The sequence below is a fragment of the Bifidobacterium sp. LH_230 genome (genome assembly GCF_056357555.1).
The window spans coordinates 98,356-115,783 of record NZ_JBKEWJ010000006.1; the positions used below are offsets into that span (position 1 = coordinate 98,356).

At 65.0% G+C, this 17,428-nt stretch carries 16 protein-coding genes; 5 read left to right on the forward strand and 11 right to left on the reverse strand.

Annotated features, from left to right (window positions below):
* The 5 genes from AC1A0G_RS04350 to AC1A0G_RS04370 all read right to left on the reverse strand — a co-directional run bounded on the left by AC1A0G_RS04350 (position 1) and on the right by AC1A0G_RS04370 (position 5,761).
* Positions 1-1,527 carry a DUF3375 domain-containing protein gene (locus AC1A0G_RS04350; protein WP_476527832.1) on the reverse strand — a complete coding sequence of 509 codons (1,527 nt, stop codon included), beginning with the start codon at positions 1,525-1,527 and terminating at the stop codon, positions 1-3.
* A gap of 85 nt (positions 1,528-1,612) precedes the next feature.
* On the reverse strand, positions 1,613-2,812 hold the full coding sequence (locus tag AC1A0G_RS04355; protein ID WP_476527834.1) for an ABC transporter permease: 1,200 nt from the start codon (positions 2,810-2,812) through the stop codon (positions 1,613-1,615).
* The gene (locus tag AC1A0G_RS04360; RefSeq protein ID WP_476527836.1) at positions 2,805-3,710 is read right to left on the reverse strand and encodes an ABC transporter ATP-binding protein; all 906 of its coding nucleotides are present in this window, start codon (positions 3,708-3,710) and stop codon (positions 2,805-2,807) included. Before AC1A0G_RS04360 ends, AC1A0G_RS04355 begins: the two co-directional genes overlap by 8 nt.
* Positions 3,707-4,825, reverse strand: a complete 1,119-nt coding sequence (locus tag AC1A0G_RS04365; protein ID WP_476527837.1) for a peptidoglycan-binding protein — start codon at positions 4,823-4,825, stop codon at positions 3,707-3,709. The genes AC1A0G_RS04360 and AC1A0G_RS04365 overlap by 4 nt, the downstream gene beginning before the upstream one ends.
* 147 nt (positions 4,826-4,972) lie before the next feature.
* Positions 4,973-5,761: a hypothetical protein gene (locus AC1A0G_RS04370; protein WP_476527839.1), complete on the reverse strand. Its 789-nt coding sequence runs from the start codon at positions 5,759-5,761 to the stop codon at positions 4,973-4,975.
* A 163-nt stretch (positions 5,762-5,924) separates the two neighbouring features.
* Here AC1A0G_RS04370 and AC1A0G_RS04375 point away from each other — a divergent pair, with 163 nt between their 5' ends.
* The gene (locus AC1A0G_RS04375; RefSeq protein ID WP_476527840.1) at positions 5,925-6,596 is read left to right on the forward strand and encodes a response regulator transcription factor; all 672 of its coding nucleotides are present in this window, start codon (positions 5,925-5,927) and stop codon (positions 6,594-6,596) included.
* The gene (locus AC1A0G_RS04380) at positions 6,593-7,972 is read left to right on the forward strand and encodes a sensor histidine kinase (RefSeq protein WP_476527841.1); all 1,380 of its coding nucleotides are present in this window, start codon (positions 6,593-6,595) and stop codon (positions 7,970-7,972) included. The genes AC1A0G_RS04375 and AC1A0G_RS04380 overlap by 4 nt, the downstream gene beginning before the upstream one ends.
* A gap of 135 nt (positions 7,973-8,107) precedes the next feature.
* On the opposite strand, the gene AC1A0G_RS04385 is transcribed toward AC1A0G_RS04380, so the two are convergent.
* From AC1A0G_RS04385 to AC1A0G_RS04400, 4 genes are all read right to left on the reverse strand, one after another.
* Positions 8,108-8,920 carry a M15 family metallopeptidase gene (locus AC1A0G_RS04385; RefSeq protein ID WP_476527843.1) on the reverse strand — a complete coding sequence of 271 codons (813 nt, stop codon included), beginning with the start codon at positions 8,918-8,920 and terminating at the stop codon, positions 8,108-8,110.
* A gap of 216 nt (positions 8,921-9,136) precedes the next feature.
* Positions 9,137-9,787 (reverse strand): pyroglutamyl-peptidase I, encoded by a 651-nt coding sequence (pcp, locus tag AC1A0G_RS04390; RefSeq protein ID WP_476527844.1) that lies wholly within the window; start codon positions 9,785-9,787, stop codon positions 9,137-9,139.
* Positions 9,788-9,828: 41 nt separating this feature from the next.
* On the reverse strand, positions 9,829-10,782 hold the full coding sequence (locus AC1A0G_RS04395) for a DUF979 domain-containing protein (RefSeq protein ID WP_476527846.1): 954 nt from the start codon (positions 10,780-10,782) through the stop codon (positions 9,829-9,831).
* A gap of 1 nt (position 10,783) precedes the next feature.
* Positions 10,784-11,503: a DUF969 domain-containing protein gene (locus AC1A0G_RS04400; RefSeq protein ID WP_476527847.1), complete on the reverse strand. Its 720-nt coding sequence runs from the start codon at positions 11,501-11,503 to the stop codon at positions 10,784-10,786.
* A gap of 260 nt (positions 11,504-11,763) precedes the next feature.
* On the opposite strand from AC1A0G_RS04400, the gene AC1A0G_RS04405 reads away from it, so the two are divergent.
* From AC1A0G_RS04405 to AC1A0G_RS04415, 3 genes are all read left to right on the forward strand, one after another.
* Positions 11,764-13,365: an ABC-F family ATP-binding cassette domain-containing protein gene (locus AC1A0G_RS04405; RefSeq protein WP_476527848.1), complete on the forward strand. Its 1,602-nt coding sequence runs from the start codon at positions 11,764-11,766 to the stop codon at positions 13,363-13,365.
* Between the two features lie 66 nt (positions 13,366-13,431).
* Positions 13,432-14,460: a cation diffusion facilitator family transporter gene (locus AC1A0G_RS04410; RefSeq protein ID WP_476527849.1), complete on the forward strand. Its 1,029-nt coding sequence runs from the start codon at positions 13,432-13,434 to the stop codon at positions 14,458-14,460.
* A gap of 112 nt (positions 14,461-14,572) precedes the next feature.
* Positions 14,573-15,703: a 5-methyltetrahydropteroyltriglutamate--homocysteine S-methyltransferase gene (locus AC1A0G_RS04415; RefSeq protein WP_476527851.1), complete on the forward strand. Its 1,131-nt coding sequence runs from the start codon at positions 14,573-14,575 to the stop codon at positions 15,701-15,703.
* A 103-nt stretch (positions 15,704-15,806) separates the two neighbouring features.
* Here the strand turns inward: AC1A0G_RS04415 and AC1A0G_RS04420 are convergent, their stop codons facing one another.
* Together AC1A0G_RS04420 and AC1A0G_RS04425 are read right to left on the reverse strand one after the other, a co-directional pair.
* A complete protein-coding gene (locus AC1A0G_RS04420) occupies positions 15,807-16,574 on the reverse strand; it encodes a carboxymuconolactone decarboxylase family protein (RefSeq protein WP_476527852.1) in 768 nt (255 codons plus the stop codon).
* A 34-nt stretch (positions 16,575-16,608) separates the two neighbouring features.
* Positions 16,609-17,082: a MerR family transcriptional regulator gene (locus AC1A0G_RS04425; RefSeq protein ID WP_476527854.1), complete on the reverse strand. Its 474-nt coding sequence runs from the start codon at positions 17,080-17,082 to the stop codon at positions 16,609-16,611.
* Positions 17,083-17,428: the final 346 nt, after the last annotated feature.

Here is a 17,428-nt window from a genome sequence, read left to right on the forward strand (position 1 = left end):
TCATCCTTCCTTGATCGTTTCGTTGAGTTCGTCCATGCCGGCGGTGACCCGTCCGGTCGTCCAGTCGCGCGGAGTGCCGTCGAGTGATGTGCAATGCCAGACCGTCTGTTCGCCGCCGACCGTTGCGAGGGCGGACAGGAAGCCGATGATCTCGCTTTCGCGTCGTTCGTCGGCGGGCAGTCGGTTGAAGCTGGCGGCGATGTCGACGCGTTCGTCGCCGTCCGGTCCGGTCACGGTGACCGGACCGTGCATGATGAGGCGGATCATGTGTCTCATGCGCGGGCCTCCCCCGACGATCATGGATCGGATGTCCGGCTCAGGAATGCTGGTCGGCGCGGCGTGTTCGCTAAGGCTGGGCACCGTCGCGCGAGACATGGATCGTGCTGGTCGAGTCGGCAGCCCGGTGAACGTGACGTCGCCCACGTCTGTGCGGTAAGGTCGCCGGCCGTCGTTCGGGTGCGCCTTCGCGGCCGCGTTGATCGTGGTGTACAGGCGGTTGAGCGTGACAAGCATGGTGCGGTATCTGGTGTCGGTCTGCTGGCGCACGAGTCGGCTGATCGCCTCGTCGGAGACGCGTATCTGCTGGCGGACCGCTTCGATCCCATCGTAGATGCGTTCGAGTTCGGCGGTGATCTGGTCGAGCAGTACGCTGGATTCGCCAGCCAGATACGGTGTTTTGGCGATGGCCGCGACGGCGTCGTCGATCTGCTGGCGGCCTTCGTCGGTGATGATTACCTGGAAGGCGTCGTTGAACCGGCGGCCGGAGTCGGATTCGTTGAACGAGCGGCGGAATGCGTCATGGTAGGAGGTGAGGTTGTCGTTGACGTCCATGTCGCCGGCCTGCATGCGCCGGCGCAGCGCGTCGCCGTTGTCGCGTTCGGCGAGCACGAGTTCGCGCAGGTCGATCGGCACGTCGCGCAGCGTCTTGTGGACGACTGAGATGATGTCCTCGACCTGTTCGTCGCTGAGCCGGTCACGTTGGCGTCCTTGTTGGATCTGTTCGATCTCGCGCTCGCGGGCGGCGATCTCCGCGTTGAGCAGGCGGATGCGTTCGTTGGGGTCGGCGGTCAGCTGCATGCGCGCGTGTTCGATCTCCATGATGATGCTGTTGGCCTGTGCGCCGGACAGCGAGCTGGTGGTGTCCTGCAGTCGGCCTAATGCCTCGATGGCGCGGTGGGCGCGTGCGGTGAGCCGGTAAAGGAACCGGTGCGAGGCCATATCGAGCGAGTTGGCGAGCCACGCGTAATCGCCGTCGCCTTCGCGGGTGAGGTCGACGAGGATCTGATGCGCCGCGCCGATGAGATCCTGATCCTCTTCCAGCGCGTATTCGCCGGCGTCGATGAGATGAGACAGGCTTTGCGCGAACCTCTCCTCGAGGATTTCGCGCGGCAGCTCGCCGGTCAATGGGTTGAACGCGGCGCGTAATAGGGCCACGTACATCATGGAGTTCTTACGCAGCAGCAGACGGAGCACGCCGGTCTCATAGACCGGTCGCAGCCGTTCCATTTCCCGCCTGACATCGCCCATGAACCCAGCCTCGCTTTCCTTGCCGCAACTTACAAGGCTATCATGCCGGTTCCCGGGATTCGGCGCGGCGATCCCGGGAACCGGTTTACTCGCTTCTGAGCGCCTCGGTCGGGGTGAGCCGGGCGGCGCGCGAGGCCGGGTAGAGGCCGGCGAGGATGCCGACCGTCACGGCCGCGCCCCATGCGAGTGGCAGACCTTCCCAGTCCAGGGCGATCGGCTGGCCGGCCGCGAGCGCCACGCCGCCGGCCGCGCCCGCGCCGATGAGGATGCCGGCCAGTCCGCCCAACGCGGAGAGCATGGCCGCCTCGGTCACGAACTGCATGCGGATGTTGCCGGGCGTGGCGCCCAAGGCGCGTCTCAGGCCGATTTCGCCGCGGCGTTCCATGACAGTGACGATCATCATGTTGGCGATGCTCATACCGCCCACGGCGAGCGCGATCACGCCGATCATGAGGCCGAGCGTGGTCAGCGAGTCGTTGGTGGCGTTGCGCGCCTTGGACAGGTCGGCGGATGCGGTCACGCTCACGTTGCCGCCCGTGAGGTTGGCCGCGTGGGCGATCGTGCGGCGCAGGGTTTCGGCATCACCGGACGTGGTGCGTACGTAGATCGCGTTGATCCTGGCGATGCTGGCCGCCTGGTCGGGATAGTGCGCGATCGCCCATGCCCGGCCGATGATGGCGGACGTGTTGAGCGTTGCGGCCTGCGGCAGCGGATCGAGGATGCCGATGACCCCGTACCATTCGTTGTCGATGAGCACGCGGTCTCCGACGTCGGTGACGCCGAGCCGCCATGCGGCCTCGGAGCCGAGCACCACGACGGGCAGATGCTCGTTGTTCCGGTCGATGCCGCGGCCTCGCGCGTAGGTCGCGCCGAGCGTGTCCAATGCTCCGGGCGCCATGATGTTGAGGGCGAGCGCGTTGCCGTTGGAGGTCGGCACGAGCTGGTTCTTGAAGATCTGGATCTTCTCGGGCGGTGTGTAGAAGACGCCGACCTGTTCGACGGCCGGTTGGCGGGCGATCGTCTCGGGCGCGTAGTCGGGCAGCGGGATGGTCTGCCGGGACGCATCCTGCCCGGGGGTGACGACCTGCAGGTTCGCGCCGAGCGCATCGAGCCGGGCGAGCAACGCCGCCTGGTTGGAGGCCGCGATGCCGGACAGGGCCACGTAGGCGGCGACGCCGAGCGCGATGCCGAGCGAGGCGATCACGGTGCGCGAGACGCATCCTGTCGCGCCGATCCACGCGGAATGCAGCAGGTCGGCGATACGTGTGCGCAGCGGCTTACGCATGATTACTCTCCTCTCGCGTCATCGCAGTTCGTGCGGCATCCCCGGTCAGTGGGAGCCGTCCGACTTCGTCGGATTGAGGGGATTCCGCCGTTGTCTCCCCCGCTATCTCACGCACCACGCCGTCGCGGATGCGCAGTCGCCGCGGGAACCGTGCGGCCACGTTCGGATCATGCGTGACGACGACGAGGCTCGAGCCGCTGTCGGCCGCGTCGAACAGCAGCTCGAGGATCGTGTGTCCGGTGTCGGTGTCGAGCGCGCCGGTCGGCTCGTCGGCGAAGATGATGTCGGGCCGTTTGACGAGCGCTCGCGCGATGGCGACGCGCTGCTGTTCGCCGCCGGACAGTTGCGACGGCCGGTAACTCAGCCGATGTCCCAATCCGACCTGCTCCAATGCGACGGCCGCACGGTCGCGGCGCTCCGCACGCGGCAGGGTCGTGTATTGCAGGCCGACCATCACGTTCTCCAGCGCGGATACGCCGGCGATGAGATGGAACTGCTGGAACACGAATCCGATGCGTGCGGCGCGCAGGTCGCTGCGTTGCCGTTCGCCCATCGCCGTCACGTCGTCGCCGTCGTATCGCAGCGTGCCGGATGTGGGCATGTCGAGCGTGCCGAGCAGGGACAGCAGCGTCGACTTGCCCGAGCCGGAAGGTCCCACGATCGCGATGCGTTCGCCTCGGCCGATCGTCAGCGTCGTCGGATGCAGGATCTGCGTCATCATCCCGTCTTTGCCGGCAAATGATTTGGTGACGTTCTCGAGCGTCAGCAAAGCATCCGCAGGATCGGAAACATTCACTCCCCTCAGCGAGGGGAACCCGTCTCCGGTGTGTTCCGGCTCCCCCTGCCAAGGGGAGCTGTCAGCCATCGGCTGACTGAGGAGGTCCATGCCCGCAATCACGACACCACCACCTTGTCGCCGACTTTCAACTCGTCGGCCTTGGTGAGCTGCACCTGTGCGTTCGCGACCAGTCCGATCTCGACCGGCACACGAATAAGCATGTCTCCGCGCACCACGTCGACCGCGTATGTGTTCCCGGCGGATGCGACGATCGCAGTCACCGGCACGATCAGCGTCTCCGCACTCGCCGACGTGGACGTGTTCGGGATGACGAGGCTCACCGCGACCGGCCCGAATTTCACGACCTGCGACTGGTCGGGGAAATCGACGCGCGCCGACGGCGAGGTCACCTGCCCGTCCGTGCCGGTGGACTGGCCACCCTGATCGACGGCGGCGAGCGTCGTGTCGATGGTCGTGTTGTCCGGCAGTATGACCTGCACCTTGTCGCCGGCCTTGAACGTGGCGGCCTGCGTGGCGGTGAGCGTGGCCTCGACATGCAGCGTGACGTTCGTGTAGCTGGCCGGGCTCACGTTCGACTCCCCCAGTTTCGCCTTGACCTGCGTGATGCGGATCGGCGCGGATGGCGCGACGGCCACGGACGACGGCTGGAACACGCCATCCGCCGCGCTGCCGGTCAGGCCGAGCGAACGCTGCCATTGGCGGACCGCCTCGCGGGTCAGCCAGTCGAAATGCGCGTCCGGCGTGCCGCCGAAGAACCCGAGTTCGGCGAGGTTCTGTTCGAGCTGAGTCACGTCCGGACCGTCCGAGACATCCGTCTGCAGGGTACGCCAGAACGGGCGCTCGCCGTGGAACAGCGGCACGGGCACGCCGTCCATTTCGTACACCTGTTCGCCGGTGTTGATCTGTTTGCCGGCGACCGGCAGCTGCGTGACCGTGCCGGCCGCGGCCGCGAAATCGCTCGCCTTGTCGTATTGCAGGGTCGCGCCGAGCCGGGTTTCGGCGTTGAGTACGCCCCTGGTGACCGGCTGCGTGCGCAGCGTGGTCACGTCGACGTTCCGCGACGACGACTGTCCGCCCGCGGTCAGCCGGCCGACCAGATTCCACGGTTTCATCACCGCGCACGTCGCGGCCAGTCCGGCGATGACAACGATCGCCATGATCGTCGCAACGACTTTGCGTCGTCTGTCGAACCGTCGCGTTTCCGTTCGTGTCATATTCGTTGCTCCTTGACGTGAGTTCATCAATGTCTGTCATGTCGACCGGAGGCGCAGCCGGAGCGGAGACATCTTTCCTGTCGGACATCCCCGTGCAAGATTTCTCGACTCGCTGCGCTTGCTCGAAATGACAGATGCCGGACGCGCTCACTGCGCGTCGCGCATCACCTGCGTGTAGTCGTAGCCGAACTCCTCGGGCGTGCCGTCGAATCCGAACGAGACGCCCGTCTCGCCGACCGGGCAGTCCTTGAGGAAGCGGCGGAACTCCTCCTCGCTCACGGTCTTCGGGATCATGATCGTCGTCGGATTGTCGCCGTCCGGGTCGGCGACCCAGCTGTAGCCCTTCTCGCGCGCTTTCTTGGCGAAGTCGAGCGCCGCCTGCTTCTGCGCGTCGGAGACGGCCGGCTGCGTGTTCGCGTCCTGCACGGGCTGGGTGAAGTCCGGCACCTGCGCCTGGCATGCCGCATAGTCCTGCTGTTTGGATGCGTACGGGCTGCCGGCGAGCGCGGTGGCGTCCTTGAACATGACCCATACCTTGTCGTCCTCGACGGTTGTGAACGTCGCGCCCGCATACAGTTGTTGCGCGTCCGAGTCGACGGTCATGCCGTTCGAGTCGCCGCTGACCTTGACCGGGTTGCCGGCCGTGTCGATCATGCGCAGTTCGACCGCGTTCTTCACCGTCGGCGCTTGGGACGCGTCCGTGGAACCGGACATGTCGGGTGCGGCCGCGGCCTGCGCCTCGATGCCCTTGCCGGTCAGGCATGCGATGAATTTCCTGACGTTCGCGTCGGTTGTGGCCGTGGCGTCACCGCCGGATGTCGTGGCGTTCGACGAGTCGCCGCCGTTCGCCGTGAATGGCGTGGAGCAGCCGGCGAGCGCCGACAGGGTGAGGGTGGACGTGAGGGCGGCGATCAGGATGCGCTGGTTTCGGTTCATGGTTCCTCCTTGGAAACGTTGCGGTCACGACCCATCCAACCGTGCCGTCCGTGGCGTGTCGGTGAGGTTCCGTTTTACTTTCGCATTACCCAGAAGGCGGGAGGATGGGGATGATAATGGGTGGAGCAACCGAACCGTACGCATCGCACGAAAGAGGCACGACATGCGAATCCTGATCGTCGAGGACGACCGCGAACTGGCCGCCGCGTTGGACGACGCGCTGCGCTACGAAGGCTACGCGACGAGCCTCGCCGCGACCGGCACCGAGGCGTTGCAGGCGCTCGCCGACCAGAACGTCGACATCGTGCTGCTCGACCGTGATCTTCCGGTGCTCTCGGGCGACGCGGTAATGGCGACGATCGCCGCGAACCGCATCCCCGTCGCCGTCATCATGCTCACCGCCGCGGCCGAAGTGAGCGACCGGGTCAGCGGCCTCGACCTCGGCGCCGACGATTATCTGACCAAACCGTTCGCCTATCCGGAACTGCTCGCCCGCATCCGCGCGCTGCAGCGACGCGCCGGTACATCCAATACGACCGCGGCGGTGCTCACGCGCGGTGACATCACGCTCGACACGACACGGCGGCTCGTGTTCCAAGACCACGGGCGCACGCTCGTCAAACTCACGCCGAAGGAGTACGGCGTGTTGCTCGAACTCATGCGCGCCGACGGCGGATACGTGAACGTGCCGGAACTCTACGAGGCCGTATGGGACGATCCGACCGCCGCGGAACCGGCCGACGTGATCAAGACCACCGTGTACTCGCTGCGCCGCAAGCTCGCCGACCGCGACGCGATCGTCTCGACCCGCGGGGAAGGATACCGGTTACGATGAACCATATGCGCTCGATCGTCTCGCGATTGAGACCGCGCACGTTCAGGGCCGTCATGGTGCTGTCCATCGCGGTCATCGCCATGCTGATGATGGCGGTCGTCATCATCGCGCAGAACGTCATCGTCGCCCGTGTCGCCGCCGAACAGAACATGGCCGTCATGTGCGTCTCCTCGTTCGACCCGTCCGGCTCGTCCGACTCATCGGGCGGCGCCGACGCCGACTCCTCGGATGCGAAGCCGTCGGATGTCTGCGATCAGGGCGCGGTCACGCTCGGCGACGGGGCGAACATCGACGTGTTCGGCCAATCCGATGCGGACCACTACTCGTTCGGTATCGCCAGAACCGTGGACTCGGTCACCAGTTCGTTCGTGAACACCATGCGCGCGTCGTCCATCGTCATGATGGTCGTGTTCGGACTGCTCGCGCTTGGCGTCGCATGGATCGTCGGCACGAAGCTGTCGAACCGTGTCGCCGACGTCGGCCGGCAGGTCGAATCGCTTAACCCGGACGATCTGCACGCACGGATCGACGGCATGCACGATCACGATGAGATCGGCCGTCTGGTCACGTCGATCAACGGTCTGCTCGACCGAGTCCAAGCCGTGTCCGAGGCCGAGCGGCGGTTCGTGTCGAACGCGTCGCACGAGCTGCGCACGCCGATCGCCGCCGTCGAAACGAACCTCGACGCGCCGCTATCCCAAGGACGATTCCCGGCCGACGTGGAGCCGTCCGTGCGCCGGGCGCTCGCCGCGAACCGTCGCGGCGCACAGCTCGTGCAGGCGCTGCTTACGTTGTCGCGTATCCAGAACGGCGCGATCGGCGGGCGACAGGCGACCAACGATGAAGCGAATGCCGCGGCGCACGGCACAGAGATGCCGCAGACCGCAGCGGATGCCACCGATATGGTCGGTGCCGTTCGGATGACCGATCTGACCGGCTGCGTGAACGACATGATCGACGACGTCGCGGACGACGCGGCAGCGCACGGCATCATCGTGCACGCCGACGATCTGCCGGCCGTGCGCGTGGCCGTCGACCGCGCACTGCTGGAACTGGCCGTGGGCAATCTCGTGCGCAACGCTGTCGTGCACAACGTGGACGGCGGGTCAGTCGACATTGCCATCGCGGCAGACGCTGACGGCAGCGACGGAGCGACGTTGACCGTGACGAACACCACCAATGAGACGTTGCCCGACGATCTCAATGATCTGACCCAGCCGTTCCATCGCGGCGAACATTCGCGCATCAGCGCCGTGCCCGGCGTGGGATTGGGACTGTCGATCGTGGACGCCGCATGCGATGCGATGGGCGCGACGCTTACGTTGTCGCAGCCCGATTCCGTCACGTTCCGCGCGGCGATCCGCTTGCCCCGCTAATCAATTCCCTAGGCTTCCCCTTCTAGGGGGAGCTGTCGAGCAAGGCGAGACTGAGGGGGTCGGCGGGACATCCCCTCGAACCCCTCAGTCAGCCTTTGGCTGACAGCTCCCCTAGAAGGGGGAGCCTAGGTGTACTCACCGCTCGTACTCCTCGAGCGTGATGCCGCGCTCGTGAATGTCCTTGGCCGCCTCCGCTCCGACGAACCGGTAATGCCACGGCTCGTACTGATTGCCGGTCACGTCGGTCTTGCCGTCCGGGTAGCGCAGGATGAACCCGTATTGCCATGCGTTCGCGGCGAGCCAGTCGTACACGCGCTGGTTGGCGTCCGCGTCCGCCGCGCCGACCGCATTCAGGTCGACGGCCAGTCCGATCTCGTGTTCGCTGGTGCCGGGGATCGCGACGAGCCTGCCCGCCTCCTGCTCGGCGTCCTTGGCGCTCATGCCCTGGTTTTCGTACAGGAAGATCTTGTCGCTCATGATCTGCTGCTGCTCGTCATGGGTGCGGTATCCGGCCGTGACCTCGGGATTGAGTCCGTCGACGCGCATCGCGTCGAACATGCGCTGCAAATCCGGGTAGATGCGCGAGTCGACCTGCTGGCCGTTGGCGAGCTGCGTGAGTTCGGGCGCGGGATAGTCGTCGGGGATGCGATGCCAACGGTTGACGACGATCGTGTTCCATGACTGCGCGGAATATTTGGCTTCGGGGATGCCCGGGGCGAACGGGCCCCAGTGGGCGATGCGGCCGAGGCCGAACAGCGCGCCGACGATGAGCGTCACGACGGCGATCGTCGCGATGATCAGCCGCGCCACGGCCTTGGCCATGCGTTCATGCCGGTATTGCGCGAAGCTGCGCACCGCTCCCCTGCCATTGTCATTGCCCGCTTGTCCGTTGCGGCCGTTCGCGTTCATGCGCCCCGATGCGACGGGGTCCATTGTGGTTCGTGTCATCGTTCATCCCTTTCCCTGTCGACGGTCGCGCCGCGGCTGGTTCGCAGCCGAATCCGCGTGCAATAGAAAAACCGTTGCGATACCTCTCAATCGTAGGAATCGCAATGGTTTCGCACTATCAGTCGACGGGATGAACCGGCCCTGATTCTTCGGGATGACCACTCGGGCACAACCCCTAAGGGTCACCCCGAACCGGCCGTCTCGGCCGCTCGCCGGTCAGTGGGTCTCGCCCATGATCTCGGTCGCGTCGGTCGTCGCGGTCACGGCCGCCTCGATCGCGTATCCGAGGGCCTTGGCCATCGTGGCGATCTCCATGACCGGCGTGCCGTTCGGCTTGCCGACGCCCTGTTCGACCGCGTACGGCACGTGGATGAAGCCGCCTTTGACGCCGGGGAACCTGCGGTCGAGCAGGTAGAGCACGTTGTACATGATCGCGTTGCACACGTAGGTGCCGGCCGTGTACGACATGAATGCGGGGATGCCGTGGTCGTTGATGTTCTTCACCATCGCCTTGACCGGCAGGGTCGCGAAGTACGCGGTGTCGCCGTCGGCGCGCAGGGGCGTGTCGAACGGCTGTTCGCCGTCGTTGTCGGGGATGCGCGCCTCGGCGAGGTTGATCGCGACCTTTTCGACGGTGATCGCAGAACGGCCGCCGGCCTGGCCGACGCACAGCACCCAGTCCGGGCGTTCGCGTTCGATCGCCTCTTCGACGACCTGCGCGCTGCGCGTGAAGACGGTCGGGATCTCGAGTTTGACGACCGTCACGCCGGCGATCTCGTCCGGCAGCAGTTTGACGGCCTCGAACGCGGGGTTGACGGGTTCGCCGCCGAACGGGTCGAATCCGGTGACGAGGATCTTCTTGGACATGGTGAACTCCTTTGTCGTTGGTTGTCGTTGGTTGTTGATGGTTACTGTGCGATGAGCATGTAGACGATCTGCACGACGATCATGACGAGCGCCGGCAGCACCTGGTTCTTGATCACGCCCATGCGGTCCTTCATGTCGAGCATCGCGACGGGCACGATGTTGAAGTTCGCGGCCATCGGCGTCATCAGCGTGCCGCAGTAGCCGCAGGTGAGCGCGAGAATGCCGATCACGGCCGGATCGGCGCCGTAGGCGAGCACGAACGGCGCGCCGATGCCGACGGTCATCACGGTGATCGCGGCGAACGCGTTGCCCATGATCATGGTGAACAGCATCATGCCGAGCGCGAACACGATGATGCCGACCGTCACGTTGCCCTTCGGGATCACGCCGCCGACCAGTTTGGCGATCACGTCGCCCACGCCGGCCGCGGTGAAGATCGCGCCGAGGCTGGCGAGCAGCATCGGCAGCATGCACAGCGCGCCCATCGCCGACAGCAGTCGTTCGGAGTCGTTGAGGAACACCTGCGGCTTGTTGTCGCGCGAGTACGCGTACAGGATGATCGCGGCGACCATCACGCCGATGCAGCAGCCGGTCAGCGCGCTGATGGACGGGATGAGCGCGCCGATGATCGCGAACACGCCAAGGCAGAGGGCGGGCACGAAGATCTTCATGCCGATGCGTTTGAAGTTCGCGGCGACCTCGGATTCGGTGGGCGCGCTCTGGTCGGACGCGGTGCCCTTGCGCACCTGACGGAAGATCGCGGGGATGATCATGACGATGATGAGCACGCCGTCGGCGATGGCCGGAATCCAACGGCCGAACGCGATGACGACGCCGAGCGCGGTCCAGAAGACGAACGTGCCGTAGCGCGCCTTGTTGGTCGTGTCGCGCAGGTTGCGCACGCCCGCGTACACGGACATGAAGCCCATGAAGATGTAGAAGACCTCGAGGATCTTCGTGCCGACGGTCACGGTCGGGTCCATGAAGAACTGCATGTCACGCCTCCTTGCCCGCGGCTGCGACCGGCTTGCCGCCGTCCGTCGCGTCGCCGTAGTACTTCCTGCGCAGTCGCGCGTCCTTGACGATGTAGTAGACGGCGGCCACGCCGACCGCGATCACCGCGACCGGGATTTCGATGACGGCCATGCGCAGCAGGTCGACGTCGTAGCCGAGCGGCTTCATCGTAGACTGCACGAGCAGCGCGCCGGCCGTGCCGACGAACAACACCTGGCCGAAGAACCAGGCTATGTTCTCCATGCCGGACGCCATGCCTTTGAGCTCCTCCACGTATTCGTCCTTGGGTTCGTGGCCGGCAGCCTCGATCGCTCCGACGGCCATCGGCATGATGACGGGCCGCACGAAGCCGGCCACGCCGCCGAAGCTCACGTTGAACGCGGCGAACACGAGACGCATCACGCCGTAGATCGCGATGACCATGCCGGGCGTCGCGTTCCTCACCTTGCCGATGAGCTGGGCGGCCGCGGTCTTCAGGCCGTTGCGCTCCAGCGTGCCGGTGACGAGCAGCACGATGATGAAGATCGCCATGCTGCGGTTGGACACGAACGACGTGCCGAGCGTGGTGAGGAACCCGTCGACGCCGATGCCGCCGACGAGGGCCGTCACCACGGCGGCCACGATGATGATGAGAATCGCGTCGAGCTTCAGCGCGAAGCCGACGATCACGATCGCGATTCCCAGAAGCACCAGATAATCCATGCCGGTGTACCTCCTGAATTGTTGACTGGTCGTGCGTCGGAATGCTTGTGGCACCGTTGCACGCTGATCGTCCAGTGTAACGCGCGAACCGCGGTGAACATCGTCACGCCACGGCGGAATCTCGCGGATTCGTTCCGGTGTTCGATACCCATTCGCTATAGTGGACGGTTGGACTTTGACCGGCACGTGACGTGCGGGCCGGCATATGACGATACGCGACGCAATACGACGACACAGGCGAGAAGGACGGACGAACAGGCATGGCCATCGAAGCGCAGGGACTTGAAATTCAGATCGGGGCTCGCACGCTCCTGCACCCGACCGACTTCCACGTGGCCAAGGGCGACAAGATCGGTCTGGTCGGCCGCAACGGCGCCGGCAAGACCACATTGACGCGCGTGATCACCGGCGACATGCTGCCGTCCGCCGGCAAGGTGCGCGTCTCCGGCAAGCTCGGCTACCTGCCGCAGGACACGCACGCCGCCGACCAGACGCAGACCGCGCTCGACCGCATGATGAGCGCGCGCGACATCGCGACGATCATCGCCCGCATGCGCAAATGCGAGAAGGAGATGACCGACCCGGACCCGGACGTGATGACGCGTGCGATGAACCGCTACGACAAGATCATGCAGGACTTCGACAAGGCCGGCGGCTATGCGGCGCAGTCCGAGGCGATCGCGATGGCCGACAGCCTGGGCCTGCCGCAGGACGTGATGGGCCGCGAACTGGGCACCCTGTCCGGCGGCCAGCGCCGACGCATCGAACTGGCGCGCATCCTCTTCTCCGACGCAGACACGCTGATCCTCGACGAGCCGACCAACCATTTGGACGCCGATTCGATCGAATGGCTACGCGGATTCCTCAAGAAGTTCGAAGGCGGGTTCCTCGTGATCTCCCACTCGACCGAACTGCTCGACGAGGTCGTCAACAAGGTGTGGCATCTCGACGCGCAGCTCGGCCAGATCGACATGTACTCGCTCGGCTGGAAGGCGTACCTGCACCAGCGCGCGGTCGACGAGGAGCGCCGCCGCCGCGAGCGCGAGGTCGCCGAGAAGAAGGCCGAACGCCTCATGAAGCAGGGCATCCGACTGCACGCGAAGGCCACCAAGGCCGTGGCCGCGCAGAACATGATGCGCCGCGCCGAACGACTCCTCGAAAACACGTCCGAGGCGCAGAAGAAGGAGAAGGTCGCCGACATCCGCTTCCCCGAGCCGGCACCCTGCGGCCGCACGCCGATCATGGCGAAGGACATCTCCAAGGCGTATGGCTCCAACATCGTGTTCGCCGGCGTGAACCTCGCCGTCGACAAGGGTTCGCGCGTGGTCATCCTCGGCTACAACGGCGCCGGCAAGACCACCACGCTGCGCCTGCTCGCGCACATCGAACAGCCCGACACCGGCGTGGTCGAATACGGTCACGGCTGCAAGATCGGCTACTTCGCGCAGGAGCATGACACGCTCGACCTGAACGCGACCGTGCTCGAGAACCTCACCCACGTCGCGCCTGAGCTGAACGACACGCAGGCACGCTCCATCCTCGGCTCGTTCCTGTTCTCCGGCGACGACGCGTTGAAGCCCGCCCGCGTGCTCTCCGGCGGCGAGAAAACGCGACTCGCGCTCGCCACGCTGGTCACGTCCCGTGCGAACGTGCTGCTGCTCGACGAGCCGACCAACAACCTCGACCCGGCCTCGCGCGACGAGATTTTGAAGGCCATCGCCAAGTACGAGGGCGCGATCGTGCTCGTCACCCACGACGAGGGCGCGGTGCAGGCGCTCAACCCGGAGCGCGTGCTGCTCATGCCCGACGGCGACGAGGATCTGTGGAACGACAGCTATTTGGAGCTTGTTGCCGAAGAGTGATGTCCCGGTCCCCGATGCTCCTACAATGTGTGGTGTTTCAGGCACATCATGGGCAAGAGGGGAATCATGAGCGAAACACATAACCGGGTTGCGTCCGGCAACACGGAAATCCAACAGCAGACCAAGCACGCGGGAGCCGCCGTCAAGGCGGCCCTCGCCGCGAACATCGGCGTCGCGGCCGCCAAACTGTGCGCGGCCGCATTCACCGGATCGTCGGCCATGCTGTCCGAATCCGTGCATTCGATCGCCGATTGCTCGAACGAGATCGTCCTCATGATCGGCGGCCGCTTCTCCAAGCATCGCACCGACGGCGACCATCCGTTCGGCCTGTACCGTGCGAAATACCTCGCGTCGTTCGTCGTCGCCACGCTGCTGTTCTTCGTCGGCGGCTTCTTCTCCACTTCGGAGGCGGTCAAGAAGATCATCGCCGTCGTCGCCGATCCGGCGCTGCGCGACGCCAATCAGATCGAACTGACGGCCGCGCTCGTCGTGGTCGTCGTCAGCGCCTGTCTTGAAGGATACGGTCTGCATTCGAGCGTCAAGGAGGCGAACGAGCGCATGACCCGCACGCGCACGCCGCACATGGGCATCTTCCGGTTCTGGCGGCGCACCAAGTCGGCCGAGCTCGCCTCCGTCATCATGGAGGACACGCTTGCGCTGATCGGCCTCGCGTTCGCCGGCATCGGCATAGGCCTCGCGATCATGCTCGACGACGAACTGTGGGATGCGGTCGGCGGTCTAATGGTCGGCCTCGTGTTGATCGCCGGTTCGCTGCTGCTCGCGTTCAAGTCCGGCTCGCTCCTGCTCGGCGAGACCGTCGACCGGGTGACCCGCGACGAGATCGTCGCCGCGGTCACGTCGACGCCCGGCGTGGACCGGCTGCTCAACATGCAGACGATCCACATGTCCGAAGACGACATCCTGCTGTGTCTCAAGGTCGAGACGTCGAAGCTCGACCGCGACTACGACGTGGAGACGGTCGACAAGATCGAGCGTGCGGTGCGCGGCGCGCTGCCGTGGTACCGGTTCGAAATCTACGTAGAACCCGACGTCTTCCGTCCCGAAGCCCATCGCGACGCGACCGCGAATGCGTAGAACGACCGTTGCATGGGACGCGCGGCGTACGTCGTCGTCCGGGTTGCGGTAAGGTTACGCAACGTACCAACCAATCGCAATGCGCAACCGATGCGCAAGATCGTGAGGAATCATGGCATATTCGCACAACGCGCCGTTCCGCGCCGACGTGGTCGGCAGCTACCTGCGTCCGGCCGAGCTGAAGGCCGCGCGCGCCGACTATGAGGCCGGCAGGATCGACGCCGCCGCGCTCAAGGCCGTCGAGGACAAGTGCATCACCGACCTGGTCGCCAAGCAGAAGGCCGCCGGGCTGCACGTCATCACCGACGGCGAGTTCCGCCGCGGCTGGTGGCATCTCGACTGCATGTGGGGCTTCGCCGGCGTCGAGAAGGTCGCCATCGACCAGGGCTACGTGTTCCACGACGAGGTGACCCGCGCCGAATCCGCCCGCCTGTCCGGCAAGATCGCGTTCGACGGCACGCACCCGTTCGTCGATCATTTCAAGTTCCTCAAGTCCTTCGAGGACGACACGGTCGTGGCCCGCCAGACCATTCCCTCCCCCTCGCAGCTGTACGCCGAACTGTTCCGTCCGGAGAACATCGAATCCGTGCACGAGTTCTACGGCGACGATCAGGCCGCCTACGACCAGCTGGCCGACGACACGGCCGCCGCGTTCCACGGGCTCATCATGGCCCTGTACGAGGCCGGCTGCCGCAACGTGCAGCTCGACGATTGCACGTGGGGCATGTTCTGCGACCCGAACTTCAACTCCCACTACACCCCCGAGGAGTTCGCCGCGCTGCAGGAACAGTACGCGGCGATGAACAATGCGGCGATCGCCGGCCTGCCGGCCGATCTCGTCGTCACCACGCACGACTGCCGCGGCAACTACCATTCGACGTGGGCGTCCGCCGGCGGTTACTCGGTCGTGGCCGACGTATTGTTCGGCAAGGAGAACGTCGCCGCGTACTACCTCGAGTTCGACGACGACCGTTCCGGCGACTTCGCCCCGCTCGCCGAGGTCTCGGGTGACAAGAAGGTCGTGCTCGGCCTGATCACGTCGAAGAAGCCCGAACTGGAGGACCCCGAGGTCATCAAGGCGCGCATCGCCGAGGCCGCGCAGTATGTGCCGCTCGACCGCCTGTGCCTGTCCACCCAGTGCGGCTTCGCGTCCACCGAGGAGGGCAACAAGCTCACCGAGGAGCAGCAGTGGGCCAAGATCGCGCTCGTCCAGTCCATCGCCAAGGAGGTCTGGCACGACTGATCTCGCCGCAAGGCAAGACGCCGTGGCATGACGACGGGGCTGTGGAGCCAGGGGAGAATGAGAATCTCCCCGGCTCACAGCCCCGTTTCCGTATCCTCGGCTGCTACTGTTCCGACTTCGCAGCCGCCTCGTTGATGCAGCGGATCGCGTTGAGCGTGCGCGGATAACCGATGTACGGCATGCACTGCGAGATGACCGCGATCAGGAACGCCTTCTCGTTGCCGACCTTGAGGTTCGCGCCCGCATGCGCGACCAGCTGCGGTTCGCAGCCGCCCTGCGCTGTCAGGAAGCACAGCGTGATCATCTCGCGCTGGCGATGGTCGAGACCGCCGCGCGTGTAGTAGTCGCCGAAGCAGTTGCCCGCCAGCCACTTGTTGATGTGCCGGGTCTCCTCCGGTCCGGAATGTGCGAAGCCGCGCATGTGCTCGCCGAAGATGTCGATCTGCGCTTTCTCCCCGGCATCCGCACGTGTTTCCGGCGTGGTGGTCGACTGCGGCGCGAGTGGCAGGGCGATGTTCTTCGATTCGAACACCTCGTTGGTCTTCTTCAGGAACGGCAGCACGCGGCCGAACCCGAGATAGGCGACCGCCTGGTACACGATCTCCTTGATCTCGACCGGGCTGACGCCGGATTCCAACGCGACCGGCAGCATCAGCTCATAGTCGTCGATCCCCTGGCATCCGATCAACGTGGCGAGGATCGCCATCGCCCGCGTCGCGTCGTCCAGATCGGGATGGTTCGCGCCCGGCTCGTTGATCACCTCGTCGTATGCGAAGTTGGAGAACAGCTCCACGAATTCGGGATCGGTTTCGGCCAGCGTCTTGTCGCTGTTCCAGAATCTGTTCATGCTGTTGCGCAGTCCCTCGAACATGATCGCTCCTTGAGGCTCGTTCGTTATATGGTGATCACTGACCGGCCTTGCCGCCGACCTGCAGCCGCTTGACCTTCTCCACGATGTCGCGGTTCTCCTCAAGCAGCTGTTCGGCGTCCCGTTCACGACCTTCGGCGATGGCCCGCCAGTACAGGGTCTTGAACGACACGTACGCCTGTTGCATGCGGATGCTTTCCGCCTTGGCCGCCAGCCGCAGAGATTGCGCGTCAAGCAGCTCCATCTGCCGCCTTGCGCCTTCCGGACCGTCGAAGCGGTTCTTCAGGTATTCACGCATCGCGTCGAGCGGCATGCCCGTGGCCGCGAGGCAGGAGACGATGGAGATCGCCTCGAGATCATCGTCGGAATATGCGCGATGCCCGGAACTCGGGTCGCGTGCGATGGGGTCGATGATGCCGATCTGCTCGTAGTAGCGCAACGTCGATTCCGGCAGGCCGGAGATCAGCGACGCTTCGCGGATCGTGTGCCAGGTGGTGGTCGTGGTGCTCATGATTCGTACTCTAGATACTTCAAGCACTCGAAGTAAACCGGCGACACGCCAATCGTCGCCGTAAAGGAACAGCTGTCTCGCATTTTCATATGTAGTTTATCTACATATGAAAATAGCCAATTCCATATTTCATATGAGAGTTCATCACATTTGAAAATACGAACAACGGGCAACAAAAAAGCTCCCGCCGCATCATGCGACGGAAGCAACGTAGGCATCCCTGTGTCGGGCCTAACCCGACGAGTTTTTATTCTTGGCTCCCTCGGCTGAGGGAGCTGTCGGCAAAGCCGGCTGAGGAAGCGTCAAACCCATCCGCAGCAAGCCAGGCAAAACACCGGGAGTACAA